At 66.4% G+C, this 24,160-nt stretch carries 26 protein-coding genes, 1 tRNA gene and 1 pseudogene; 16 read left to right on the top strand and 12 right to left on the bottom strand.

Features of this window, described 5'->3' with window-relative positions; all coding sequences use genetic code 11:
- From GV832_RS07470 to GV832_RS07455, 4 genes and pseudogenes are all read right to left on the bottom strand, one after another.
- Window positions 1–139: pseudogene (locus tag GV832_RS07470) on the bottom strand (electron transfer flavoprotein subunit beta/FixA family protein); the annotation flags it as partial.
- A 152-nt stretch (window positions 140–291) separates the two neighbouring features.
- Window positions 292–858 (bottom strand): cob(I)yrinic acid a,c-diamide adenosyltransferase, encoded by a 567-nt coding sequence (locus tag GV832_RS07465; RefSeq protein WP_168774227.1) that lies wholly within the window; start codon window positions 856–858, stop codon window positions 292–294.
- Window positions 858–1,070: a twin transmembrane helix small protein gene (locus GV832_RS07460; RefSeq protein WP_168774211.1), complete on the bottom strand. Its 213-nt coding sequence runs from the start codon at window positions 1,068–1,070 to the stop codon at window positions 858–860. Before GV832_RS07460 ends, GV832_RS07465 begins: the two co-directional genes overlap by 1 nt.
- A 109-nt stretch (window positions 1,071–1,179) precedes the next feature.
- Window positions 1,180–2,004: a DUF6473 family protein gene (locus tag GV832_RS07455; protein ID WP_168774210.1), complete on the bottom strand. Its 825-nt coding sequence runs from the start codon at window positions 2,002–2,004 to the stop codon at window positions 1,180–1,182.
- Between the two features lie 196 nt (window positions 2,005–2,200).
- On the opposite strand from GV832_RS07455, the gene GV832_RS07450 reads away from it, so the two are divergent.
- Window positions 2,201–3,076, top strand: coding sequence for a 3-hydroxybutyryl-CoA dehydrogenase (locus tag GV832_RS07450; protein WP_168774209.1), 876 nt, complete (start codon window positions 2,201–2,203; stop codon window positions 3,074–3,076).
- 74 nt (window positions 3,077–3,150) lie between these two features.
- On the opposite strand, the gene GV832_RS07445 is transcribed toward GV832_RS07450, so the two are convergent.
- Window positions 3,151–3,918 carry a sulfite exporter TauE/SafE family protein gene (locus GV832_RS07445; protein WP_168774208.1) on the bottom strand — a complete coding sequence of 256 codons (768 nt, stop codon included), beginning with the start codon at window positions 3,916–3,918 and terminating at the stop codon, window positions 3,151–3,153.
- A gap of 84 nt (window positions 3,919–4,002) precedes the next feature.
- On the opposite strand from GV832_RS07445, the gene GV832_RS07440 reads away from it, so the two are divergent.
- Window positions 4,003–4,497 (top strand): DUF3859 domain-containing protein, encoded by a 495-nt coding sequence (locus GV832_RS07440; RefSeq protein WP_168774207.1) that lies wholly within the window; start codon window positions 4,003–4,005, stop codon window positions 4,495–4,497.
- 102 nt (window positions 4,498–4,599) lie between these two features.
- Window positions 4,600–6,249 (top strand): acyl-CoA dehydrogenase family protein, encoded by a 1,650-nt coding sequence (locus GV832_RS07435; RefSeq protein WP_168774206.1) that lies wholly within the window; start codon window positions 4,600–4,602, stop codon window positions 6,247–6,249.
- A 157-nt stretch (window positions 6,250–6,406) separates the two neighbouring features.
- Here the strand turns inward: GV832_RS07435 and GV832_RS07430 are convergent, their stop codons facing one another.
- Window positions 6,407–7,426, bottom strand: coding sequence for an NAD(P)/FAD-dependent oxidoreductase (locus tag GV832_RS07430; RefSeq protein WP_168774205.1), 1,020 nt, complete (start codon window positions 7,424–7,426; stop codon window positions 6,407–6,409).
- Between the two features lie 46 nt (window positions 7,427–7,472).
- Between GV832_RS07430 and mnmC2 the strand changes: the two genes are divergently transcribed.
- From mnmC2 to GV832_RS07375, 11 genes are all read left to right on the top strand, one after another.
- Complete coding sequence (gene mnmC2 / locus GV832_RS07425) at window positions 7,473–8,189, top strand: tRNA (5-methylaminomethyl-2-thiouridine)(34)-methyltransferase MnmC2 (protein ID WP_168774204.1); 717 nt, start codon at window positions 7,473–7,475, stop codon at window positions 8,187–8,189.
- A complete protein-coding gene (locus GV832_RS07420; RefSeq protein ID WP_168774203.1) occupies window positions 8,186–9,037 on the top strand; it encodes a DMT family transporter in 852 nt (283 codons plus the stop codon). The genes mnmC2 and GV832_RS07420 overlap by 4 nt, the downstream gene beginning before the upstream one ends.
- Window positions 9,034–9,897, top strand: a complete 864-nt coding sequence (locus GV832_RS07415; RefSeq protein WP_354001939.1) for a DMT family transporter — start codon at window positions 9,034–9,036, stop codon at window positions 9,895–9,897. Before GV832_RS07420 ends, GV832_RS07415 begins: the two co-directional genes overlap by 4 nt.
- 57 nt (window positions 9,898–9,954) lie before the next feature.
- Complete coding sequence (gene mbfA / locus GV832_RS07410; protein WP_168774202.1) at window positions 9,955–10,932, top strand: iron exporter MbfA; 978 nt, start codon at window positions 9,955–9,957, stop codon at window positions 10,930–10,932.
- Window positions 10,933–11,243: 311 nt separating this feature from the next.
- Entirely contained in the window at window positions 11,244–12,062 is an 819-nt protein-coding gene (fghA, locus tag GV832_RS07405; RefSeq protein ID WP_168774201.1) for an S-formylglutathione hydrolase, read from the top strand.
- Complete coding sequence (locus tag GV832_RS07400; RefSeq protein ID WP_168774200.1) at window positions 12,059–12,505, top strand: YaiI/YqxD family protein; 447 nt, start codon at window positions 12,059–12,061, stop codon at window positions 12,503–12,505. The genes fghA and GV832_RS07400 overlap by 4 nt, the downstream gene beginning before the upstream one ends.
- Before the next feature lie 477 nt (window positions 12,506–12,982).
- Window positions 12,983–13,948, top strand: coding sequence for a DMT family transporter (locus tag GV832_RS07395; protein ID WP_168774199.1), 966 nt, complete (start codon window positions 12,983–12,985; stop codon window positions 13,946–13,948).
- Window positions 13,949–14,572 (top strand): HAD family hydrolase, encoded by a 624-nt coding sequence (locus tag GV832_RS07390; protein ID WP_168774198.1) that lies wholly within the window; start codon window positions 13,949–13,951, stop codon window positions 14,570–14,572.
- Window positions 14,572–15,468 (top strand): ornithine cyclodeaminase family protein, encoded by an 897-nt coding sequence (locus GV832_RS07385; protein WP_168774197.1) that lies wholly within the window; start codon window positions 14,572–14,574, stop codon window positions 15,466–15,468. The genes GV832_RS07390 and GV832_RS07385 overlap by 1 nt, the downstream gene beginning before the upstream one ends.
- A gap of 24 nt (window positions 15,469–15,492) precedes the next feature.
- Window positions 15,493–16,956: a glycerol kinase GlpK gene (gene glpK / locus GV832_RS07380; protein WP_168774196.1), complete on the top strand. Its 1,464-nt coding sequence runs from the start codon at window positions 15,493–15,495 to the stop codon at window positions 16,954–16,956.
- A gap of 105 nt (window positions 16,957–17,061) precedes the next feature.
- The gene (locus tag GV832_RS07375) at window positions 17,062–17,544 is read left to right on the top strand and encodes a VOC family protein (protein WP_168774195.1); all 483 of its coding nucleotides are present in this window, start codon (window positions 17,062–17,064) and stop codon (window positions 17,542–17,544) included.
- A gap of 102 nt (window positions 17,545–17,646) precedes the next feature.
- On the opposite strand, the gene GV832_RS07370 is transcribed toward GV832_RS07375, so the two are convergent.
- The 4 genes from GV832_RS07370 to GV832_RS07355 all read right to left on the bottom strand — a co-directional run bounded on the left by GV832_RS07370 (window position 17,647) and on the right by GV832_RS07355 (window position 20,263).
- Window positions 17,647–18,015 (bottom strand): hypothetical protein, encoded by a 369-nt coding sequence (locus tag GV832_RS07370; RefSeq protein WP_168774194.1) that lies wholly within the window; start codon window positions 18,013–18,015, stop codon window positions 17,647–17,649.
- Between the two features lie 147 nt (window positions 18,016–18,162).
- Window positions 18,163–18,239 (bottom strand) — tRNA-Pro (locus tag GV832_RS07365).
- A 68-nt stretch (window positions 18,240–18,307) separates the two neighbouring features.
- The gene (locus tag GV832_RS07360) at window positions 18,308–19,300 is read right to left on the bottom strand and encodes a DMT family transporter (RefSeq protein ID WP_168774193.1); all 993 of its coding nucleotides are present in this window, start codon (window positions 19,298–19,300) and stop codon (window positions 18,308–18,310) included.
- A gap of 66 nt (window positions 19,301–19,366) precedes the next feature.
- On the bottom strand, window positions 19,367–20,263 hold the full coding sequence (locus tag GV832_RS07355) for a DMT family transporter (RefSeq protein ID WP_168774192.1): 897 nt from the start codon (window positions 20,261–20,263) through the stop codon (window positions 19,367–19,369).
- Window positions 20,264–20,466: 203 nt separating this feature from the next.
- Here GV832_RS07355 and GV832_RS07350 point away from each other — a divergent pair, with 203 nt between their 5' ends.
- Window positions 20,467–21,198 (top strand): hypothetical protein, encoded by a 732-nt coding sequence (locus tag GV832_RS07350; protein WP_168774191.1) that lies wholly within the window; start codon window positions 20,467–20,469, stop codon window positions 21,196–21,198.
- A 113-nt stretch (window positions 21,199–21,311) separates the two neighbouring features.
- Window positions 21,312–22,049 (top strand): hypothetical protein, encoded by a 738-nt coding sequence (locus tag GV832_RS07345; RefSeq protein WP_168774190.1) that lies wholly within the window; start codon window positions 21,312–21,314, stop codon window positions 22,047–22,049.
- Window positions 22,050–22,123: 74 nt separating this feature from the next.
- On the opposite strand, the gene leuB is transcribed toward GV832_RS07345, so the two are convergent.
- Window positions 22,124–23,230, bottom strand: a complete 1,107-nt coding sequence (gene leuB / locus GV832_RS07340; protein ID WP_168774189.1) for a 3-isopropylmalate dehydrogenase — start codon at window positions 23,228–23,230, stop codon at window positions 22,124–22,126.
- Window positions 23,231–23,259: 29 nt separating this feature from the next.
- Complete coding sequence (locus tag GV832_RS07335; RefSeq protein WP_168774188.1) at window positions 23,260–24,156, bottom strand: LysR family transcriptional regulator; 897 nt, start codon at window positions 24,154–24,156, stop codon at window positions 23,260–23,262.
- Window positions 24,157–24,160: the final 4 nt, after the last annotated feature.

The raw sequence follows: 24,160 nt of genomic DNA, 5'->3' as shown, positions 1-24,160 counted from the left end.
TCGCCTCTTCGACGGCAATCTCGTCGAAGGGGTTCATCGACATCTTCACATTCGCCAGATCGACACCCGAGCCATCCGCCTTGACGCGGACCTTCACGTTGTAGTCGATCACACGCTTCACAGGCACCAAGACCTTCATCGCGCTAATCTCCATGGGGCCCCAGGGGGGCGGACGCAAACTCTCGCAGGCTGTTTACAGGCGCTGCGCGGCAGAAACCAGACCAATAGCGACGCGCTTTGTCGCATGGGCGCCACGCCGGCAGGAAAGATAATTTCGACAGATGTGTCGAGTCAAGCCTTGGGCCGGGTCAGGCCCGGAACCCAGAGCACATCCTCGCCCTGGTTGGCCACCCTGCCCGCCACGAAGAACCAATCCGACAGCCGGTTCAGATACTTGACCGCAAAGGGATTGACCGGCTCGTGGGCGGCCAGCTCCACCACCAGCCTTTCGGCCCGGCGGCAAACCGTCCGGCAAAGGTGCAGATGGGCGGCCAGGGTCGTCCCGCCAGGCAGGATGAAGCTGCGCAGGGGCTCCAGCCCCGCGTTCATCGCGTCGATCTCGGCCTCCAAGCGGTCCACCTGGGCCCCGATCATCCGCAGGCGCGGATAGGGCGCCGTCGCGTCATTCTCCAGGTCCGGGGTGCAAAGGTCCGCGCCCAGGTCGAAGAGATCATTGGAGATTCGCGCCAGCTCATGGCCCATGCCATGCAGCCGCGCCAGGCCCACGGTGGCATTGACCTCGTCCACCGTGCCATAGGCCGAGACGCGCAGGTCGAACTTCGGCACCCTTGCACCATTGCCCAGCGCGGTTTCGCCCGCATCGCCCGTGCGGGTATAGATCTTGGACAGGACCACCATCACGGAGCCCCCGTCCGCGACCGCGCCCAAGCGAAAAGCACGATGACCACCACGGCCAGGGCCTGGGCGATGATCCGCCAGCGCATCAGCTTGTTGGCATATTTTCGGTTGAACTCGCCGCCCCTGCCGAACCCGCCGATGCCGACCATCAGGATGATCAGCACGATGAAACAGGCAATGGTGGCGATCAGGAAGATCGGGTCTTTGAACATCTCTCGCTCCGCGTTTTGCCAGACATAGACCGCCCGGGCGAAAAAGCGAAGGGCCGGGCGCGAAACCTCGCACCCGGCACAGGGCCCGACGGGGAGCGACAGGGGGACCCTAGTTCAAGATCTTTTCCAGCGCCTGCGACAGAAGCCGGGAAAGGTCGCGATGCACCTCCGGTCCGGGCATCAAGGCCGCCGCCGCCGATTCGTCGCGCGAGAAGGCCATGCCCGACAGGTTGCGGCCGCGCTGGTCGCCGCGCTCCACCGCCTCGACATAGGTGCGCACGAAGGGCCGGACCGAGGCCAGAAGCTCGGCATCGACCAGGAGCGGGTCGTGGGCCGGGCTCGTGGCCCTGGCCGGCGGCGCCTGGTCCGAGAGCCACAGAAGCACGGTCCGCTCGGGCAGTTGTTTCAACAGCGCCGTCATCTGCCGATGCCAGGTCGCCCGCAGATCCTCGGCCAGGGTCTGGAACTTTTCCGGGGAATTGTCGTAGAGCGCCGCCAGGAGATGCCGGGTGAAGGTGAACTCGGTGAAATCCACATCCCGGTACAGCGTCCGCAACAGCGGCGTCGGCCCCACGAAGCGGTCATTGCGGCGCGGATGGACGCTGTAATACCGGTTCGAGAGGTTACCCGCCCCCAGGACCTGCACCACCACCGCCTCGGCCTTCTGCGCCAGTTCGATCAACGAAGGCTCGTTCAGATAGACATCAGGCCCGGCATTGGGAATCCCCAGGTTGACCGCACCGTAACCCACCTCTTCCTCGACCAGGTCGGGGAAAGGGTCGGGAATGAACTTGCCGTAAGTCTCGTTGCCGCCCAGAAAGACGACATAGGGCCGATCCAGCGAGCGCCTGGGCCCCCGGAACGACAAGTTCGACACGCCATAACGGCATGGAAAATAATCCAAAACGCCTTCGCTTTGCAAAGCATAGGCCATTGCACCCACCATCTTTTTTACACACCCACTGGAAACTGTGCCCGATTCCCGTTTCCAAAGAGTTGAAGTCGGGGTTTTCCGAAAATCCGACACGACGGCCGGATTCCCCTTGCCGCATTGCAGCGGAATGGGGACGCGCGGGGTTGAAGGGCGGGCCTTGCGGGCCTAAGCTGCCCGCCAAATCAAGGGGGCCAAGATGGACATTCGGCGCGTCGGCGTGGTGGGTGCAGGGCAGATGGGCAACGGGATCGCCCATGTCTTCGCGCTTGCGGGCTATGAGGTCATCTTGCACGACATCGCCGAGGCGAGCCTGAAGGCCGCCCTCGCCACGATCGACAAGAACATGGAGCGCCAGGTCTCGCGCGGGAAGATCAGCGCCGAGGTCAAGGCCGAGGCCCTGGCCCGCATCTCGACCTCGCTGGACATCGCGCTCCTGGGGCCGACCGACCTGATCATCGAGGCCGCGACCGAGAAGGAAGACATCAAGAACAAGATCTTCGCCTCGCTGGCCCCCCATCTGGCGCCGCATACGATCCTGACCTCGAACACCTCCTCGATCTCGATCACCCGTCTGGCCTCCCGCACCGACCGGCCCGAGAAGTTCATGGGCTTCCACTTCATGAACCCCGTGCCCGTCATGCAGCTGGTCGAGCTCATTCGCGGCATCGCCACCGACGGCCCGACCTATGACGCGCTGAAGGCGGTGGTGGACCGGCTGGGCAAGACGGCCTCCTCCTCCGAGGACTTCCCTGCCTTCATCGTCAACCGCATCCTGATCCCGATGATCAACGAGGCGGTCTATACTTTGTATGAGGGCGTGGGCTCGGTCTCTTCCATCGACACGGCGCTGAAGCTTGGCGCCAATCACCCGATGGGCCCCCTGGAGCTCGCGGATTTCATCGGGCTCGACACCTGCCTGGCCATCATGAACGTGCTGTACGACGGGCTGGCGGATACGAAATACCGCCCCTGCCCGCTTCTGACCAAATATGTCGAGGCCGGCTGGCTCGGCCGCAAATCCCAGCGCGGCTTCTACGACTACCGCGGCGAAGTCCCCGTCCCCACCCGCTGAGCGCTCTCGCTCCGCCGCGTAGCCCGGGGTATACCCCGGGTTACCCCACCCGTAGCCCGGGGTATACCCCGGGGCTAGCTCAACGCCTGCCGGATCAGGTTCAACCCCGTCAGGATCAACAACCCCTGCGTCCAGCGCCGAAAGGCCACCGCATCCAGCCGGTCCTGGATCGCATTCCCGCCAAACTGCCCGACCTGCGCCGCCAGGGCGAGGCAGCCTGAAAACGCCGCCGTCTGCGCGTTCAAGACCCCGGTGCCGAGATGCGAGACCATCAGCACCGCCGCCCCCAACAGGAAGACCACGCCCTGCACCCGCACGGTCTCCAGCTTTTCCGCCTTGATCGACAGGAGGTAAATGATCAGCGGCGGCCCCCAGATGCCCGAAACCCCGCCATAAAGCCCGCCGATGCAGCCCAGGACCCACTCCGCCCGATGGCGGTGCCGCAGCGGCAGGGCCAAGGGCAGGCCCAGGACCTGCGCCCCGGCGTAAAGCGTGATCGGCAGGCCAAGCCCCATCAGGAAGACGCTCTCGGGGATCTCATGCACGAAGCGCGAGGAGATCACGATGAAGACCAGCGTCGCCGCAAGGAAGCGCCGATAGGTCAGCGCCGTCTCGACCGCAGGCGCCACGCCCTGGCGGAAGGCCTGGCTCAGGTTGGTCAGCAGCGTCGGCAGGATCAGCCCCGCCAGGGCCAGCTGCGGCGGCAGAAAGGTGGAAAAGGCGCTCATCATGATCAAGGGCATGGCAAAACCCGCCACGCCCTTCACGAAGCCCGCGAAAAGCGTGATCGCCATGGCGAGCCAGAAAAGATGCAGCGGCAACCCGGCCGAAATGATCTCCATACCCCTCTCTAGCGCCATCTCCCGCCGCCCGAAAGCCTTGGCTGCCCCCCCAGGCCGTGCCATGCTTCCCCGAAAGGAGACCCCATGCGCCTGATCCTCGCTGTCCTCACGCTCTGGCCAGGTTTCGCCCTGGCCGATCCCCTGATCTCGCTCACCTCGGGGATCTTCTGCAACACCAGACCCACGACAACAAGCCGGGCTCCGGACACCCTTCAAAAGTCGATCGAGATCCTAGACCGCCCTCTCCTCGTCCAGGAGACGACCCGCATCCCCGACATCGACGGCGTGCTCTTCGGCGTGGAAGAACTCTTGCGCCCCGAGGACCGCCGCGCGCTGATCATCACCGTCGAACACCCGCCCTTTCACGGCGTCACCGTGGAAAGCTGGACCAGTGTCCCCGATGCGACGGCCCCGACCTTCCACGGCTACGAGCTTGGAAACCTTGGAGGAAGTCCAAGAGGTCACTGGCGCATAACCGGGAGCCGGGGCCGCGAAATCCTCTTTCAGGCCGAGTTCGAAGTCGTTGCCCCAACCGCCGACATGCGCCGGGACGCGGCAGCCTGCTCTGCGACAAGCTGAACGACAGGGTCACTTTAAGTCTTTCCGATACCAGCTTGCGAAATTATATTGCGCTGCGACTGCGAAAGGATTATCCCAATCGCAACGGAATCGGAGGAAGCCATGCCCGACGGACAAGACCTTTCCCTTGACACGAAGGGCGCCCTTTTGCCCGGGGCGCTGGCCCTGACCGGCCCGGCGCTTGCCGAGGTTCAGGCCCATATCGCCCGCCTCAAATCCGCCCTCGCCGAAAGGGTCACCCTCGCGGGCCGCATCCAGGCCGAGGCGCTGGAGACCCATCAGACCGCCGCCCATGGCCTCGCTTGGGCCGCGACCTATGCCACGGCCCTGCAAGAGCTCGCCGCCTGGGGCCAGGCCCTGCAAACCCAAGGCAAGTTCGGCGAGGCCGAGGCCCTGGTCCTGCAGATCGGCTTCGGCGAATACCTGGCCCAGCTGCAGGGCGGCATCCCGATGAGCCAGGGCGAGATCACCCGGGGCGCCTTTGGCGTGACCTATGCGCCGGGGGCCGAGGCCCAGGCCCTGATCGCCGCCGCCAATGACCCCGCCCGGATGCGCCTCGTGACGCTCCTGCGGCAGGGGGTCACGATTGCCTCCGGCCTCGATGACGAGCTGGAAATGATCCGCGACCAGTTCCACCGCTTTGCCGAGGAAGAGGTCATCCCCCACGCCCATGGCTGGCACCTGCGCGACGAGCTGATCCCGATGGAGATCATCGAGAAGCTGGCCGAGATGGGCGTCTTCGGCCTGACCCTGCCGGAGGAATACGGCGGCTTCGCCCTGCCCAAGGCGGCCATGGTCGTGGTCTCCGAGGAACTCTCGCGCGGCTATATCGGCGTGGGCTCCCTGCCGACCCGGTCCGAAATCGCGGCCGAACTGATCCTCTGCGGCGGCACGCCCGAGCAAAAGGCCCATTGGCTGCCGAAACTGGCCAGCGCGGAAATCCTGCCCACCGCCGTCTTCACCGAGCCCAACACCGGCTCCGACCTTGGCAGCCTCCGCACCCGGGCCGTGCTGGAGGGCGAGACCTGGAAGGTCACCGGCAACAAGACCTGGATCACCCATGCCGCCCGCGCCCATGTCATGATGCTGATGGCCCGGACCGGGACCGAGGCCGATTGGCGGGGGCTGTCGCTCTTGATGGCCGAAAAGACCCCGGGGAGCGAGGCGGATCCTTTCCCGACGCCGGGCATGAAGGGCTCCGAGATCAAGGTCCTGGGATACCGGGGCATGAAGGAATACGAGCTGAGCTTCGACGGCTTCGAGGTGCCGGCGGCGAACCTCCTGGGCGGTGTGACGGGCCAGGGCTTTAAGCAGCTGATGCAGACCTTCGAATCGGCGCGCATCCAGACGGCGGCCCGGGCGATCGGCGTGGCGCAATCCGCGATGGAATGCGCTTTGCGCTACGCGACCGAGCGGGTGCAGTTCGGCAAGCCCCTGGCCGATTTCCCCCGCGTGGCGGGCAAGATCGCGATGATGGCCGTCGAAATCGCCCTCTCGCGCCAGATCACCTATCATGCGGCAAGGGCGAAGGACCTCGGCAAGCGGTGCGACCTGGAGGCGGGGATGTCGAAGCTTCTGGCCGCAAGGGTGGCCTGGGCTGCGGCGGACAATGGCGTGCAGATCCATGGCGGCAACGGCTTTGCCGAGGAATACCTGGCCAGTCGCCTGCTGGTGGATGCAAGGATCCTCTCGATCTTCGAGGGCGCGGCAGAGATCCAGGCCAATGTGATCGCAAGGCGTTTGCTGGAGTGACCAAGGCTGGGGGCGCTGCCCCCAGACCCCCGGGATATTTGGGTCAGTATGAAAGGATGAGGGGCGCCGGGAACGGGTCTGGCCTTGGGGATGAGGCGCGGGCGCAAAGGGTCTGAAAGGGCGATCTTTCGGTTCTCATTTCATCGCGGCGACCGGCTCAGGGGCGAAAGGTGTCGGGGATCTCGTCCTTTCCTTCGATGGCGTCGATCAGGAGCTTCGCGCAGAGCGGGGCCACGGCGAAGCCGATCTTGAAGCCTCCGTTGGCGATGAAGTGACCGGGGCGGAGGGGCCAGGCGCCGATCAGCGGCTGGCGGCTTTGGGCGCGGGGGCGGATGCCCGCCCAGCGCGTGATCTCGGGCGCCTCTTGCAGCGCGGGGATCAGGGCGCGGGCCTTGGCCAAGAGCGCATCGGCCTGGGCGTCGGTGTCCTCATGCGTGTAAGTGTTTTCCGAGGTCGAGCCGATGGCGATGCTCCCATCCTCATGCGGGACGATATAGAGCCCCTCGGCATAGACCTGGGGATGGGTTTCGAAGCCCGGCAGGCGCAGCGACAGGGCCTGGCCCTTGACGCCCTGGCCGATCTTGCGGCCCAGGGCCTGGCTCAGCTCGGCCAGACCCTGGTGTCCCGTGGCCCAGATCACCGCGCCCTCCGGTTCGGCCTCTTGCGCGATCCTGGCGCCCTTCTCGCGCAGGGCCTGGGCCAGGGCGGCCAGCGCCTGGCGGGGCGAGAGCCTCGCGGTCAGCGTGTCATGGATCAGGAAGCCGGTGGGCGAGGCGGGGGAGAAGGCGCCCCCCGCCGGGATGACCGACCAGGCCGCCCGCCCCTGCCAAAGCGTCGCGGCCTGGGCCTCGCGCTGGCGGGCCAGGTCAAGGGCCGAGGCATCGAGGATCGGCTGCAAGCGCCCGGTGCGGGCATAGCCGGGCGAGAGGCCCGAGGCCTCTGCCACCTCGGTCCAATGCGCCTCGGCCATCAACAGGGCCTCAAGCTGAAAGGCCTTCCCCGCATTCCACTGCTCCGGCGCATGGGGGGCGAGCGCGCCGACCAACCCGCCCGAGGCCCCGGCGCCGATACCCGCGCGCTCTACCACCTGGACACGCAGGCCCCTGCGGACGGCCTCCCAGGCGCAGGACAGCCCCATGATCCCGCCGCCCATGACCGTCAGATCATGTCTTGCCATTCCGCGCCCCCTTGCCCATGGTCCCGCCCCAAAGGGCATAGGCGAAATGACGGGCAGGGAACAGGCAGAGCTTTCGTGGCGCGATGGCGCGATCCCGGTCTCGACGCGCTTCGACGACCCCTATTTCAGCCTCGCGGGCGGGCTGGAGGAGACTTTCCACGTCTTCCTGTCCGGCAATGACCTGCCCGCGCGCCTGACCCCCGGCTTCCATGTCGCCGAACTGGGCTTCGGCACCGGGCTGAACCTGATCGCCCTGCATCTTAGCGCCCCCGGCCTCCCCCTGCGCTTTACGACCTTCGAGGGCTTCCCCATGACCGCCCCCGAGATGGCCCGGGCCCACCGGGCCTTCCCCCAGGCGGCGGCGGTCTCGGCGCCCCTGCTTGACGCCTGGGGCCAGGGCGCCCGCGCCTTCGACTTCCATGGCATCGCGGTCACGGTCCTCCAGGGCGATGTCCGCCAGACCCTCCCCGCCTGGGGGGGCCGGGCCGATGCCTGGTTCCTCGACGGCTTCTCCCCGGCCAAGAACCCCGAGATGTGGGGAGAGGACCTGATGGCCCAGGTCGCAAGCCACACCGCGCCCGGGGGCACCTTCGCCACCTACACGGCGGCGGGCCATGTGCGCCGCGCGCTCTCCGCCGCGGGCTTCGTGGTCGAAAGGCGCCCGGGGTTCGGGACCAAACGGCACATGTCGGCAGGGCGGATGCCGGGCCTTGCAGGGCCCAGGGCCCAGTCGGCAGAGCCCCCCTCGGACAAGCTCCCATGACACGGCAGGGCAAGGGCATCCTTCTGATGATCGCCACCGTCGCGGGCTTTGCCGTGCAGGACGGCTTCTCCCGCATGCTGGCCGGAGCCTATAACCCTTTCATGGTCGTGATGATCCGCTACTGGGTCTTCGCCGCCTTCGTCATCGCCATGATCCCCCGCCAGCCCCAGGGCCTCGCCGCGCTGAAATCCCGCGCCATCGGCTGGCACACGCTCCGCGCCGCGCTCCTGGTGGCCGAGATCATCTCCATCGTCTTCGGCTTCACCCTCATCGGCCTGATCGAGACCCATGCCGTCTTCGCCGCCTGCCCCCTCCTCGTCGTGGCCCTCTCCAGCCCCGTGCTCGGCGAGAAACTGACCCCCTCCCGCCTTGTCGCCGTGGCCATCGGCTGCCTCGGCGTCCTCGTCCTTCTGAACCCGGGGGCCGAGGTCTTTTCCTGGGCCGCGCTCTTCCCCCTCGCCTCGGCCTTCATGTTCGCGCTCTACACCGTGCTGACGCGAAAGGTCGCAGGCATCGACCCCTTCTTCCCGACCTTCTTCTGGACCCCGGTCATCGGCGCCGTCTTCGCCACCCTGGTCGGCCTGCCGCATTGGACGCCGATCCAGGGCCTCGACTGGCTCTGGCTCTTGACCTATTCGCTCCTCTCCGTCCTCTCCTACTGGCTCATGCAAAAAACCTACCAACTGGTCGAGGCCTCGACCGTCCAGCCCTTTGCCTATCTGCAAATCGTCTTCACCACCGCCATCGCCATCACCTTCTTCGACGAGGCCCTGACGCTCCATGTCCTCCTCGGCGCGGGGATCGTGATCCTGGCCGGGCTTTACACCCTGACAAGGGCCGCCAAGTGACCGGAAACACGCGCGGCATCCTTTACATGGTGGCCACGACGCTGATCTTTTCGGCGCAGGACGGCATCACGCGGCATATGGCCACGCATTACCCGGTGCAGATGGTGGTCATGCTGCGCTTCTGGTTCATCGCCGTGCTGATGGGCTCGATCGCCTGGCGCCAGGGACGGCTGGGCCCCATGCTGGCCACCAGGCAAATCCCCCTGCATATCGCGCGGGGCGTGCTCCTCGTCACCCAGATCTCGATGTCGGGCCTGGCCTTCGCCAAGATCGGGTTGATCGAGAGCCAAGCCCTCCTGACCTCCTACCCCCTCTGGGTCGCCGCCCTCTCGGGCCTCGTCTTGGGTGAGCGCGTCGGCTGGCGGCGGTGGAGCGCCATCGGCGTGGGCTTCGCGGGCATCCTCGTCATGCTCAGGCCCGGGGTCTCGGTCCTCTCCTTCTGGTCGGTCATGCCGCTCGCCGCCGCCCTTCTGTTCGCGCTTTACGCGCTTCTGACCCGGCTCGCGGCGCGGCAGGACAGCGCCGAGCAAAGCTTCCTCTGGACCGGCATCGTCGGCGCCGTGGTGATGACCTTCGTGGGCCTGCCCGCCTGGGTGCCCTTCTCGGCCCAGGACTGGGGGCTGATGGGGCTTCTCTGCCTGACCTCCGCCTCGGGCCATTGGCTGATGATCCGCGCCTATGACGCCGCCGAGGCCGCCGCCGTCCAGCCCTTTGCCTATCTGCAACTGGTCTGGATCGCGATCCTCGGCGTCGCCTTCTATGGCGAGACCCTGCGCGGCGCCGTCATCATCGGGTCCAGCCTCGTGGTCGCGGCGGGGCTCTTCACGCTCTGGCGGCAAAGGGTCACAGGGAGAGGTTAGGCCTTGCACGGGCGCGGCGGATCGCTAGTTTAGAACCATTCCAAACTGAGGCCCGCCATGCTCTCCGCCCTGACCAACCGCCGCCGGTTCTCCGACCTGTCCGAGCAAGAGATCCTTGCGCTTGCGATCTCCTCCGAAGAGGACGACGGCAGGATCTACCGCAGCTATGCCCAGGCGCTGCGGGCCGAATACCCTGCCTCGGCCGCGGTCTTCGAGGGGATGGCGGCGGAGGAAGACGGCCACCGTCAGCGCTTGATCGAGACCCATCGCGCCCGCTTCGGCGAGGTCATCCCCCTGATCCGCCGCGAGCATGTGGCGGGGTTCTATGCGCGCCGCCCGGTCTGGCTGACGAAGAACCTCTCGATCGAGACGATCCGCGCCGAGGCCGCCGGGATGGAGGCCCAGGCCGAACGCTTCTACCTGAAGGCCGCCGAGCGCACGACCGATGCCGCGACCCGCAAGCTTTTGGGAGACCTCGCAGCGGCGGAGGCGGGCCATGAGAAGGCCGCCGAGCGGCTCGAGGCCAAGCACCTGCCCGGCGATGTGAAGGCCCAAGAGGACGAGGGCGCCAAGCGGCAGTTCATCCTGACCTGGGTGCAGCCGGGGCTTGCAGGGCTGATGGATGGCTCGGTCTCGACGCTGGCGCCGATCTTCGCCACGGCCTTCGCGACCCAGGACAGCCATACGACGCTTTTGGTCGGCACGGCCGCGGCGGTGGGGGCGGGGATCTCGATGGGCTTCACCGAGGCGGCGCATGACGACGGCGTCCTCTCGGGCCGAGGGAGCCCCCTGAAGCGTGGCGTCGCCTCAGGGGTGATGACAGCGGTGGGCGGGCTTGGCCATGCCCTGCCCTATCTCCTGCCCGATTTCTGGACCGCGACGGTGCTGGCCATCGTGGTCGTCTTCATCGAGCTCTGGGCCATCGCCTGGATCCAGAACAAGTATATGGAGACGCCCTTCCTGCGGGCCGCGCTCCAGGTCGTGCTGGGCGGCGCCCTGGTCTTTGCCGCGGGGGTTCTGATCGGCGGCGGCTGAGGGGCTCCGCCGACTGCGGGGCCCGCGCCCAAGCCCCGCCCGCAGCCCTGCCGACTGCCGGACGGGCCCTTGCCCCCGGGACCCTGTTCCTCCAGTCGGCAGGGCTGCGGCACGGGGCTCTGCTGACAAGGGTGCAGTCGGCAGGACCCATCCTGGCAGTCGGCAGGGCGCCGGGTCTCGCCCGGTTGACCGGGTTCAGTCGGCAGGGCCCACCGGGCTTTCCGCCGCCCCCGCCACGGGTTCCTTGAACCCGGGACAAGACCCATGGCATACCCGATGCGATATCCGTGGAACGAGAAAAGGAAACCGCGATGAAGGTTGTCTCCGAGAACAGGGCCTTTGGCGGGCGTCAGCTGGTGGTCGGCCATCCCAGCGCGGCCTGCGCCTGCGAGATGACCTTCGGGCTCTACCTTCCCCCGGGCGAGGGGCCCTTTCCGGTCCTGTGGTATCTCTCGGGCCTGACCTGCACCCATGAGAACGCGATGGTGAAGGCGGGCGCGCAATCCTGGGCCGCGCGGGAGGGGATTGCGCTCGTCTTCCCCGATACCTCGCCGCGCGGTGAGGGTGTGGCGGATGACGCGGCCTATGATCTCGGCCAGGGGGCGGGGTTCTACGTGGACGCCACCCAGGCGCCCTGGGCCAGCCATTTCAAGATGTGGACCTATGTGACCGAGGAACTCCCGGCGGTCCTGGCGGCATTCCCGCTGGACATGGACCGCCAGGCGATCACCGGGCATTCGATGGGCGGGCATGGGGCGCTCACCATCGCCGCGACCTTCCCCGAGCGCTTCCGCTCGGTCTCGGCCTTCGCGCCGATCTGCAACCCGACCGGCTCGGACTGGGGCCGCAAGCAATTCGCGGCCTACCTGGGCGAGGGTGCGGATTGGGCCGCTCATGATGCGAGCCTCTTGCTCGCCAAGGGCGGCTTCTCGCTGCCCTTGCTGGTCGATCAGGGCATGTCGGACAAGTTCCTCGACCTCTTGAAGACCGATGCCCTGCAGGATGTCCTGGCCGAGACCGCGACCCAGGGCACGATCCGGCGGCAGGAGGGCTACGACCACTCCTACTTCTTCGTCTCGACTTTCATGGAGGATCATGTCGTCTTCCATGCCAGGGCCCTGAAGGCATGATCTATGTCGATGCCGATGCCTGCCCGGTGAAGGCCGAGGCCGAGGTCATCGCGACGCGGCACGGGGTGCGGATGGTCCTGGTCTGCAACGGCGGAATCCGGCCGTCCAGCAATCCCCTGGTCGAGGCGGTCTATGTCGGCTCGAAGCTCGACGAGGCGGATATCTGGATCGCCGACCGGGCGGGGCCGGGGGATGTGGTCGTGACGGGGGATATCCCGCTGGCGGCGCGCTGCATCGAAAACGGCGCCCGGGTGGTCAAGCACAACGGGGAGGAACTGACCTCGCGGAACATCGGGATGGTCCTGGCCACGCGGGATCTGATGGCGGACCTGAGGTCGGCGGACCCGTTCCGGCAGGGCGGCGGCAAGGGGTTCTCCAAGGCCGACCGCTCGCGCTTTCTTGAGGTCATGGAGCGGGTCTTGCGGGCGGTCAAGGCGGGGTGAGGGGCTTTTTGCACGCGTGCAAGGGGTGTGAAAGCACTTTATATCAAGGACTTGACTGGAGGCGTTAGGAGTTTGTTAGGGAATGGGGGGGCTCGCGGTGGCGGGCCCCCTTGGGTTTGCGAGGCGGAGTCTGGGGGCTCTTGTTGGCGGAGGCCGCGGGCTGCGTTAGATCACGCGCCCTGCCAAGGGGCGGTGGGGGATGGTGCGTTAGATCATGCGCCCAACCACGGGGCACCGGGGCGTGGTGTGGGAGATCACGCAGCCTGCAGGCGTGGCCGGGGGGACCCGGGGTCACGACCCCGGGCTACGCGGTGGGGCGAGAGCTTTGCCACGACACAGGACGCTCTGGTCGGGCTGCGTCGCCCGGGGTCGTGACCCCGGGGCTTGGGGTGGGAGATCACGCACGCCCCCAAGGGCGGTTGCGGCATGTCGTTTCCGGGACAGAATCCGGGCGGGGACAGGGGTTAGGGTGCCGCCATGACCTCCAATCCGACTTCCTCCGGGGCCACGGCTGACCGCCGCCTTGTCCTTCTTGGCATCCTCTGCGCCATCGCGGGATCGGCCACGCTGTCCTTGAACGACCTTTTCATCAAGCTCCTCTCGGGCGCCTATCCGCTGCACGAGGTCATCCTGGTGCGGGGCCTGATCGGGATCGTCTTCATCCTGGGCTTTGCCTGGGCCACGGGACAGGGCGCGATCTGGCGCACGTCACGGCCCGGGTTTCACCTGGGCCGCGCGATGATCGTCATGGTCTCGAACGCCACCTATTTCCTCGGCCTCGCCGCCCTGCCCATCGCCGATGCCGCCGCCATCGGCTTCATCGCCCCCATCCTCCTGACCCTGCTGTCCGTCCTCTTCCTGGGCGAGCGCGTGGGCCTGCACCGCTGGGGCGCGGTCATCCTGGGCCTTGCGGGCGTCATCGTCATGCTGAACCCCGAGGGCCGCTTTCGCTGGGAGGCCGTGCTGGTCCTGGTCAGCGCCCTGACCTATGCCACGACCCAGACCATGACCCGTTCGGCCCGCGCCACCGAGGGCGCGGCCACGATCAACTTCCACACCCAGGTCGCCTTCATCGTCACCTCGGTCGCCATGGGGCTTTGGGCGGGCGACGGGCATATGGAACAGGGCGGCGCGGCGCTGGAGTTCCTCTTCCGGCCCTGGGTCTGGCCCGACCCGGGCGACCTCGTGGCCTTTGCCGGCACCGGCATTTCAGTGGCGGCGGGGGGGATGCTGATGGCCCAGGCCTACCGCATGAATGAGGCGGCGCTGGTGGCGCCGTTTGAGTATACCTCGATGCCCCTGGCGGTGATCTGGGGGCTTTTGATCTTCGGCACTTTCCCCGATGCGCGGGGCTGGCTGGGGATTGTGCTGATCGTGGGGGCCGGGCTTTATACGCTGATGCGCGAGGGGATGAAGCGGCGCCCCCAGGCCGAGGAGTTCTGAATGACGGTCAAGGCGGTGATTTTCGACATCGGCAATGTGCTGACATGCTGGCAGCCCGAGGCCTTTTACGACCGGGTCATCGGGGAGGCGCGCCGTCGGGCTCTGTTTGACGCGGTGGACCTGCATGGGATGAACCTGGATGTCGACGCCGGGGCGCTCTTCCGCGAGACGATTTACGACTGGGCGGAGCGTTTCCCGGAGTGGTCTGCGGAAATCCGCATGTGGTATGACCGCTGGGACGAGCTGGCCAGCCCCCGGATCGAGGGCTCGATTGCGCTTTTGCGTGCGCTGCGAGGGAAGGGGGTTCCGGTCTTCGCGCTGACGAATTTCGGGCGCTATTCCTATGACGAGGCGCGGCCGAAGATGGATTTCCTGAGCGAATTCGACCGGGAATATGTCTCGGGGCGGATGGGGGTGGTGAAGCCCGATCCGGAGATCTACCGCATGGTGGAAGAGGATTGCGGGATCGCTCCTGGCGGGCTTTTGTTCGCCGATGACCGGCCCGAGAATATCGAGGCGGCGCGGGTGCGGGGCTGGGGTGTGCATCTCTTCGAAGGCTGGCAGGGCTGGGCCGAGAGGCTGGTCGCCGAGGGGCTTTTGACGCGCAAAGAGGCGGGGTTGTGATGGATTTCGTGGGACCGGAGGCGGAGGGGCTTTTGACCTGGGAGGGGCTGCTTGGGGCCTTTGCCGAGGGTCATGCGCGGGGCAAGCCCGAGATTGCCGACCTTCTCTTGTATCGCGGGGCCGATACGATGCTGGACCGGGCGGCCTGGATCACGGGGCTTGGGGCTCTGGTCAAGGTGGCGACCGTCATGCCGGGCAATGCGGCGCGCGGCTTGGGCACGGTGCAGGGGGTCGTGACGCTGTTTGACGACGAGACGGGGGTTCTGTCGGGGATCGTGGATTTCCACCTGGTGACCAAGTGGAAGACGGCTGGCGACAGCCTTTACGCGGCGTCGCGCCTGGCGCGGAAGGACAGCCGCAGGTTCTTGCTGGTGGGGGCCGGGACGGTGGCGCGGTCGATGATCGGGGCTTACCGGAGCCTTTGGCCGGAGGCGGAGTTCGAGGTCTGGAACCGGACGCCTGCGGGGGCGGAGGCGATGGCGGCGGAGTGCGGGATCGGGGTGGCGCGCGACCTGGAGGCGGCGGTGGGGGCGGCCGATGTGATCTGCACCGCGACCATGGCGAAATCTCCGGTGATCAAGGGGGAGTGGCTGCGGCCGGGGCAGCATCTGGACCTGATCGGGGCTTACAATCCGTCCATGCGTGAGGTGGATGATACCGCGATGCGGCGTGCCCGGGTCTTTGTCGATGCACGGGCCACGACGGTGCATCACATCGGGGAACTGATCGACCCGATTGCCTCGGGGGCGATCTCGGAGGCGGATATCGTGGCGGATTTCTACGAGGGCGATTATCGGCGCCTGGGGGATGAGATCACCATCGCCAAGAACGGCGGCGGCGCGCATCTCGACCTGATGACGGCGCGGTATATTCTGGACCAGTGGCAGGCCCGGTGATTTAAAGGACTCACGGAGGAGCCCATGACCATACTTGCCATCGACCAGGGAACGACGAGTTCCCGCGCCATCATTTTCGACGCGGCCCTGCGGCCGATTGCCAGCGCGCAGAAGGAGTTCACCCAGCATTTCCCGCATCCGGGCTGGGTGGAACATGAGCCCGCCGACCTTTGGGAGACGGTTTTCGAGGTGGCGGGACGGGCGATTGCCCAGGGCGGGCGGCCCTTTGCCATCGGCATCACCAACCAGCGCGAGACGACGCTGATCTGGGACCGCGAGACGGGGGAGCCCATTCACCGCGCCATCGTCTGGCAGGACCGGCGGACGGCGGATATCTGCGCCTCGCTGAGGGATCAGGGGCTGGCGGGGATGGTGAGCAGCCGGACGGGGCTGCTCTTGGACCCCTATTTCTCGGGGACCAAGGTCAAGTGGATATTGGACCATGTCGAAGGGGCGCGCGAGAAGGCGCGGGCGGGGAAGCTGGCCTTTGGCACGGTCGATACCTGGCTGATCTGGAAGCTGACCGAGGGTCGCGTCCATGCGACGGACGCCACCAACGCGGCGCGGACCATGCTTTATGACATCGGGAAAGGCGCCTGGGACGCGGATATCTGCGCGGCCTTGGACATTCCGATGGCGATCTTGCCGGAGGTCAGGGACTCCGCTGGCGACTACGGGGTGACGCGGCTTTTTGGGGGCGAAATCCCGATCTCCGGCGTGGCGGGCGACCAGCAGGCGGCGACGGTGGGGCAGGCCTGCTTCACGCCCGGGATGATGAAATCGACCTATGGGACGGGGTGCTTTGCGCTGCTCAATACCGGGGCGGAGCGGGTGACCTCGCATCACCGGATGCTGACAACGATCGCCTATCAGATCGGCGGCAAGCCCACCTATGCGCTGGAGGGCTCGATCTTCATCGCGGGGGCCGTGGTGCAATGGCTGCGGGATGGGTTGAAGATCATCAAGACGGCCTCCGAGACCGCTACCTTGGCGGAGGAGGCCGAGGTGGCGCAGGGGGTGCTCTTGGTCCCCGCCTTCACCGGGCTTGGCGCGCCCTATTGGCGGCCCGAGACGCGCGGCGCGGTCTTTGGCCTGACGCGCAACACCGGGCCGGCCGAGATGGCGCGGGCGGCCTTGGAATCGGTGGGCTACCAGACGCGGGACCTTCTGGAGGCCATGGCTTTGGACTGGGCGGGGGCCAAGGGCGGGGTCTTGCGGGTCGATGGCGGGATGACGGCGAGCGGCTTTGCCATGCAGTACCTCGCCGATATCATCGGGGCTCCGGTGGATCGGCCTGTGGTGACCGAGACGACGGCCCTGGGGGCGGCCTATCTCGCGGGGCTCGCGCGGGATTTGTGCCCTGAGCCTGCGGTCTTTGCCAAGCAATGGGCGCTCAATCACCGCTTCTCCCCGCAGATGGACGAGGTGACGCGCAACGCCAAATATGCGCGGTGGAAGCGGGCGGTCGAGGCGGTGATGATGGTGTAAGCGACCCCGGCGACGCGGCGGGAGGAGGGCGACTTTCCGACGCCGGGGCCTCTGGCGCGGCGGTTGGAAAGCTGGCATGATGATTTGATATGAAAGGAATACATCATGACCAAGAACACGATCTGCCTTTGGTATGAAAGCGGCGCGGAGGAGGCGGCGGCGTTTTATGCCTCGGTCTTTCCGGACAGTTTTGTCGGCAAGATCAGCCGGGCGCCGGGGGATTTCCCGGGCGGCAGGGCGGGCCAGGTGCTGACCGTGGATTTCACGGTGGCAGGCGTCGCCTGCATGGGGCTGAACGGCGGGGCGGCCTTTCGGCAATCCGAGGCTTTTTCCTTTCAGATCATGACCGAGGACCAGGAAGAGACCGACCGCTATTGGGATGCCATCGTGGGCAACGGCGGACAGGAGAGCGCTTGCGGCTGGTGCAAGGACCGTTGGGGGCTGTCGTGGCAGATCACGCCCCGGGCCCTGATGGAGGGCATGGCCGAGGGCGGTGAGGTCTCGGCCCGGGTCTTCCAGGCGATGATGGGCATGGGCAAGATCGACGTGGCGGCCATCGAGGCGGCGCGGCGGGGAAACCCGGGGTAACCCCCGGGCTACGGGTTGCGCGCAAGGCCCTTGGCCGTTCGCCATGGTAGGGTGCGTGATGTCACGCACCTAGGGCAGGGGAAACCCGGGGTATACCCCGGGCTACGAAGCGGACCCAAAGCGGTGGTCATGGGCCGCGACATGTTCCGGGAAGAGCGTCTCGAATTGCTGCCAGGCGATACCGTAGGCGGTGACCTCTATTCCGGGCGCTCCGTCCTCAGGCGCTGCGTCCAGGTCGTGAACCACTATCACGACATCGGCACAATCCAACAGGACCCCGCTATCGCTGCGTGCGGAGAGATTTCCCCAAGAAGTTTCGCCAGCTTCGCCCAGGTCAGGGGCATGGCTTGTGCGAAAGGCGGCGAAGGCGGGCGAGGGGAGCATTTGGCCGAAGGCCACACCCATAGGGGGATCGCCATGCTCGAACTCTGTGTGGCCGATGATGCTTTGGCCCGCCAGGATGGAATACACTGTGGCCTCCTGATCATCCCTGTCCCAATGTGCAGAGTTTTCTGCGACGTCGCAATGGATACAGGACAACCCATGGAGAAGGGGAGGGCATGGGCGCGCGATGATGTGACTGTGAACAGTCATCCTACGCGGCGATTTTGGGGAAACTGGTCGGAGTGAGAGGATTCGAACCTCCGACCCCCTGCTCCCGAAGCAGGTGCGCTACCAGACTGCGCTACACTCCGACCGTGGGGCGGGAGTTACCGCGCCCCCTTGGGATTTGCAAGGGGGCGCGATGCCTTGGCGTGAAGATTCACGAGTGATCGCCGGGGCCCTCGTCGCGGCCGGTCAGGCGGGCGGGCAGGCGCGACCAGAGCGAGAGGCGCGGCAGGACGCCGAGGTCGAAGCGTCCCTTGGTCTCGGAGACGACGCGGGCGGATTTCACCGTGGGCGTGCCCTCACGCAGGACGATCCAGATGCCCGAGGCGATGATGATGGCGGTGCCGATGATCGTGGCACTGTCGAAACTGTCGTCGAACAGGAGATAGCCGAAGAAGGTGGCCCAGATGATCTGGCTGTATTGCATGGCGGCGGCGACGGCGGCCTGGGCGCGGCGGTAGGCTGCGACCGAGAGGATGCCGCCGAGAAAGCCGGTCAGGGCGATGCCCGCGAGGAGGCCCAGATGGGCGATGGGCATGGGCTCGTACACGAAGGGGAGGGCGAGGCCGGTGACGAGGAGGTTCGCGAACATCGGGTAGATCATCAGGACGACGGTGCGCTCGGACCCGCCGGTCTTGCGCATCAGGACCGAGTTGAAGGCGAAGATCACCGCCGCCGTGATGGCCGCGAGATGGCCGAAGCCGAGGTTCGCCTCTCCGGGCCGCAGGACGGTGACGACGCCGATCATGCCCAGGACCACGGCCGCGCCGCGCTGCCAGCCGATGCGCTCGCCCAGCATGGGGATGGCGAAGAGGGTCACCAGGATGGGGGCGGCGAAGAAGATCGGATAGGCCTCGGACATGGGCAGATAGGCGAAGGCGGTGAAGCCCGCGAGGATATTGACCACGCCGAGGATCGAGCGCAGCGCCATCAGGCCGGGCTTGCGCGGGATCAGGTTGCCCTCGCGCCCATCGCCGGCCAGCATGATGGCGACGAGGGGGAAGGAGAAGAGGCAGGAGAAGAAGATGTTCTGGAACGGGCTATAGGAGGCGCCCATGTATTTCACGATGGCATCGCCGGTCGCGTAAATGCCGAAGGACGCAAGGGCCAGCCCTGCGCCGTGGAGGTTGTTCTGACGGGGAGTCATGGGAGACCTGATTTGGAGACGGCAGAGGTTTCGCCCTGATTGCAAAGCTATGCAAGGGCGAAACGTCTAGGCGAGCGATTTTCGGAAGGCCGGGCGGCGGCCGTTCAGCCAAAGCATCAAAAGCCCCGCCGCGATGATCACCGAAATGCCCGAGATCGTCTCGGCCTTGGGGATCTCGGCGAAGAAGATCACCCCAAGCGCCGAGGCCCAGACGATCTGCGAATACTGCATCGGTGCGACGACGATGGCCGGAGAGGTCCGGTAGGCCGCGATGATCAGGACGCCCGACAGCGTGCCCAGCGCGCCGATCTGCAGCCCGATCAGCCAGTCATGCAGGGTGAGCGGCATCCAGACCGTATAGGCGAGGAAGGCACCGACGCCGGCCTGGAAGAGCACGGGGTAGAGGAGGATCACGCCAGACCGCTCCCTGTGCCCGATCTTGCGCAGGAGGAGCGAGTTCAGCGCCCCGGTCACCGCGCCACAGGCGGCCACCAGATGCGCGAGCTGGAAATGCGTCGAGCCCGGACGCAGCGCGATCAGCACCCCCGCAAAGCCCAAGAGAATCAGGACACCGCGCTTGGGATCGATAGGCTCCCCCAGCATGGGCCAGGCGAGAAGCGTGATCAGCAAGGGCATGGTGAAGAAGATCGCGTAGCACTCCGCCAGGGGCAGATGCGTGAAGGCATAGGTCACGAAACCCGACCCGCAGAGCGTGATCAGCCCGCGCAGAAGCGTCAGCCCCGGCAGGGCGGGGCGGAAGGCGGCGGGCGTCAGCTCGGCCCGGTGCGACCAGAAGATCTGGCCCAGCACGAAGGGCAAGGTGCAGAGCGCCGAGAGGAAGGCCACCTGGAAACTGTGCAGGTTGGCTGCGCCAAGGGCCTTGAGCGACACGTCGCAACAGGCATAGCCGCAAAAGGAGGCCAGCGCCAAAAGGCTGCCGCGCAAAGGGGGGGATAGGGTCATGATGCCCCTCCGATATCCGCCAAAGGTAAAGATTTCCCGTCACAATCCGCCAAACTTGGGTCGTTTTTCCCGTTTTCGGCGAAAAACGCGGTGCTTTTGCCACCCGGTCTTGAAGCCCGCCTTGGCGCCGCCCAAATCTGTTGCATCTTGTGTCGGTATCGGTAATGGGCTGGGGTAACCTTGGCCGCTTTCGAGGTGGGTTCATGTCCGGCGTCAGCCCCTTGTCACTTGGCGTTTACCCGCCCGAGTTGACGGCAGCGGCTTGGGCGACCCGTGGCGGCGCCCTGGGGTCGGAGCTGGCCCAGGCCGAACGGCTTCATGGCCGGATCGAGGTCGCAGCGCTCTTGCCCTCTTCCCGCAGGCCGCAAAGCCTTGCCGCGCTGGAACGCTCTGTCGACGAGAGCCGCGAGCATCTGACCTCCCGGCTCCTGCCACTGCAGGACCAGCTTGGCGCCGTGGCCCGGGTGGCGCGGCGGGTCGAGGCGGGGGCCAAGGGCTCGGAGATGGGACGGGCGGCGGGAGACGTCGCGCGGGCGGCGACGGCCTTTGCCCAGGCCTGCGCCGGTATCGACTGGAGCGAGGACTACGAGACCGCCCGGGCCCGCATCGTGGCGGGCAGCGACAAGGCGGCGCTGATGGTGGATGACGCGGCCGCAAGGCTGATCCGCGCCGCCCGCACCTATGAGCATGGCCCCCAGCGCGCCGCCGACTGGCAGGCCGTGATCCGCCCCGAGGGCCACCGCCTGAGCCAGATCGTCTCGGCCCTGCCCGATTACCGCGCGCGCTTTTGGCACAAGTTCAAGATGTTCCAGAGCTTCGACATCGAGGCGCTGAAGCTGGAGGGCGTCGAGGAGATCGACCGCACCAAAAGGCTTGCCGTCCTGCAACAGGCCTTGCGCCAGACCGAGGCGATTGCGGAGCACCGGCCGGACTAGGCGGGAAAAATTGCGCGGAATTTCCCCTTAACGCAATCAAGCCTCATGGCTAGGTTCTTCTGACCACAACAGCAAGGAATTGACCAATGGCCGGCGTAAGTCCCACCGCTCTGATGAATTACCCTGTCGAGTTGACGGACAAGGACTGGCAAGTCAAGAAAGGCAAGCTGGCCAAATTGGTCAAGACCGGCCTGAAGGCCGAACTCGACAAGGCCGAGGCGCTGAAGAAGGCCATCGACACCGCAGCCTTGACCACCGAACAGCTTGCCCCGAAAACCTGGGACGACCTGGAAAAGGCCAAGGCCAAGGCCCGGGCCTATTACAAGGACAAGGTCATGCCCTATGCCGCGCAGCTGAAGGTCATCGCCTCGGTTGCCACGAAGGCCCAGGAGAAGCTGGCAAAGCTGAAGATGACGGATGCCGCCAAGGCGGCGGGCATCATCGCCAAGAAGGCCGATCTCCTCTCGGTCACTTGCCGGAGCATCGACCTGGACGCGGAAATCGAGATTTCGCGCAAGCGCATCCAGGGCATTTACGACAAGGCTGCCAAGGAGTTGGCCCCCTCGCTCACCAAGTTCATCAAGTCGGTCACGACCTTCGTGGCCTCGGACGGGACGAATCAAGAGTGGAATGACCTGGTCAAGCAGAACGGCCGCTCGGTGTCGAACAGCGTCAGGCAGCTGGATGCCTATAACAAGGAATTCTGGGCCGACCTGAAGAAGTTCCAGGGCTTTGACACCTCCACGATGAAGCTGTCGGCAGATGACGACAAGACCAAGGAGATCCGCAAGAAGCTGGCCAAGGCCGCGCTGGAGCTGGTCAAGAAGATCGAGGCCTTCACGCCGAAATGAGCCATGGCAAAGGGCCGGGAATGACCCCGGCCCCCAAGGCAAAGGCGCCCCGGGCTTGAGCCGGGGCCTTTTGTTTACAGGCTGGCGTCCAGCGCGGCCAGGACGGCATCGCCCATCTGGGACGTGCTGACCGGCGTGCCGCCCTCGGGGCCCATCAGGTCGGCGGTGCGGACACCGTCGGCCAGGACCTTTTCGACCGCCTTCTCAACCCGGGTGGCTTCCTCGCCCATGTCGAAGGAATAGCGCAGCGCCATGGCGAAGGAGAGGATGCAGGCGATGGGGTTCGCCTTGCCCGTGCCCGCGATATCGGGGGCGGAGCCGTGGACGGGCTCATAAAGCGCCTTGGGGCGGCCATTGGCCTGCGGCAGGCCAAGCGAGGCCGAGGGCAGCATGCCCAAGGAGCCGGTCAGCATGGCGGCCATGTCGGACAGAAGGTCGCCAAAGAGGTTGTCGGTCACGATGACGTCGAACTGCTTGGGCCAGCGGCAGAGCTGCATGGCGCCCGCGTCGGCATACATATGCGACAGCTGGACGTCGGGATATTCCTTGTCGTGGATCTCCTGGACGACATCGCGCCACAGGATGCCCGATTCCATGACATTGGCCTTCTCCATCGAGCAGACCTTGTTGTTGCGCTTGCGGGCCAGTTCGAAAGCCGACCGCGCCACCCGGGCAATTTCGCTTTCGGTGTAACGCTGGGTGTTGATGCCCACGCGCTCATTGCCTTCGGTGAAGATACCGCGCGGCTCGCCGAAATAGACGCCAGAGGTCAATTCGCGGACGATGACGATATCAAGCCCGGCCACAACGTCCTTTTTCAGGGACGAGAAATCGGCGAGGGCGTCGAAGCACTGGGCGGGGCGGAGGTTCGAGAAGAGGTCCATCTCCTTGCGCAGGCGCAGAAGGCCGCGCTCGGGCTTCACCGAGAAGTCCAGCTTGTCGTATTTCGGCCCGCCGACAGCGCCGAGGAGGACGGCATCGACCTCTTGCGCCTTGGCCATGGTCGCGTCCGTCAGCGGCGTGCCATGGGCGTCATAGGCGCAGCCGCCCACGAGGTCTTCGCTGACGTCGAAATGGATGCCGCGTTTCGCGCCCATCCAGCCGATGATCTTTTTCACTTCGGCCATGACTTCGGGGCCGATGCCGTCTCCGGCGAGGATGAGGATGGAAGGGTTGGCCATTTTCGCCTCCTGAATTGGTCGCGGTTGGCCTAGCCTTTGGGGGCGCCGGGGTCAAGCAGGGTTAGGAATTCGGCTGCCAGATGGTCGAGCGTGCGGCGGATGCGGGGGGTCTGGCGCAGCGCCTCTGGCGCGGTCAGCCAGACGGGCAGCGCGGGGAGGTTCAGGAAGGCGATGGGCTCCAGGAGCGGATCGGCGTCTCCGATCAGACGCAGCGCGCCGCCGATGCCGAGACCTGCGCGCATCAGGTTCAGGTAAACGAGCTGGTCGTCGCAGCGCACCGGGAAATCGCCGCGCTTCAGCGGGATTTTCAGGAAGTCCAGCATCCGCTGCACGAGGTCGGAGCGGTCCATGCCGATCAGGTCATGGGCTGCCATGTCCTCGGGCGACTGGGGGCGGCCCCGGCGGTCGAGGTAGGTCTTGGCCGCGTAAAGCCCCATGGGCAGGTCGGCGAGGTGGCGTGTCACCACGTCCTCCTGCGTCGGGCGGAACATGCGCAGTGCGATGTCGGCCTCGCGGAAGAGGAGGTTCTCGGGCGTGTCGGAGGGGACAAGCTCGATCTCGATCCCGGGTTCCTGTTGCCGCAGCCGGGCCAGCATCGGCGGCAGGATGTGGTGCGAGACGACGCGGGAGGCGGTGAGGCGGACGGTGCCTTGCAGGCTCTCTTGCCGTCCGGCGGCGGCGAGGGAGAGGCGGGCGGCGGCCTCGCGCATCTGGCGGGCGGGGGGAAGGAGGGCCAGCGCGGTCTCGGTGGGCGTCAGGCCCTGGGGGGAGCGGGTGAAGAGCTGGGTGCCGAGCTGGGCTTCAAGCTCGGCGATGTGGCGGCCGAGGGTGGGCTGGGTCAGGTGCAGCACCCGGGCGGCGGCGGAGAGCGAGCCCGCCTCGGCCACGGTCAGGAAGGAGCGGAGGAGGGTCCAATCCGGAGTCATGCGT

The organism is Stagnihabitans tardus, from assembly GCF_009925085.1.
In the GTDB taxonomy this organism is placed as follows: domain Bacteria; phylum Pseudomonadota; class Alphaproteobacteria; order Rhodobacterales; family Rhodobacteraceae; genus Stagnihabitans; species Stagnihabitans tardus.
This window is presented reverse-complemented; position numbering and strand designations above follow the sequence as displayed.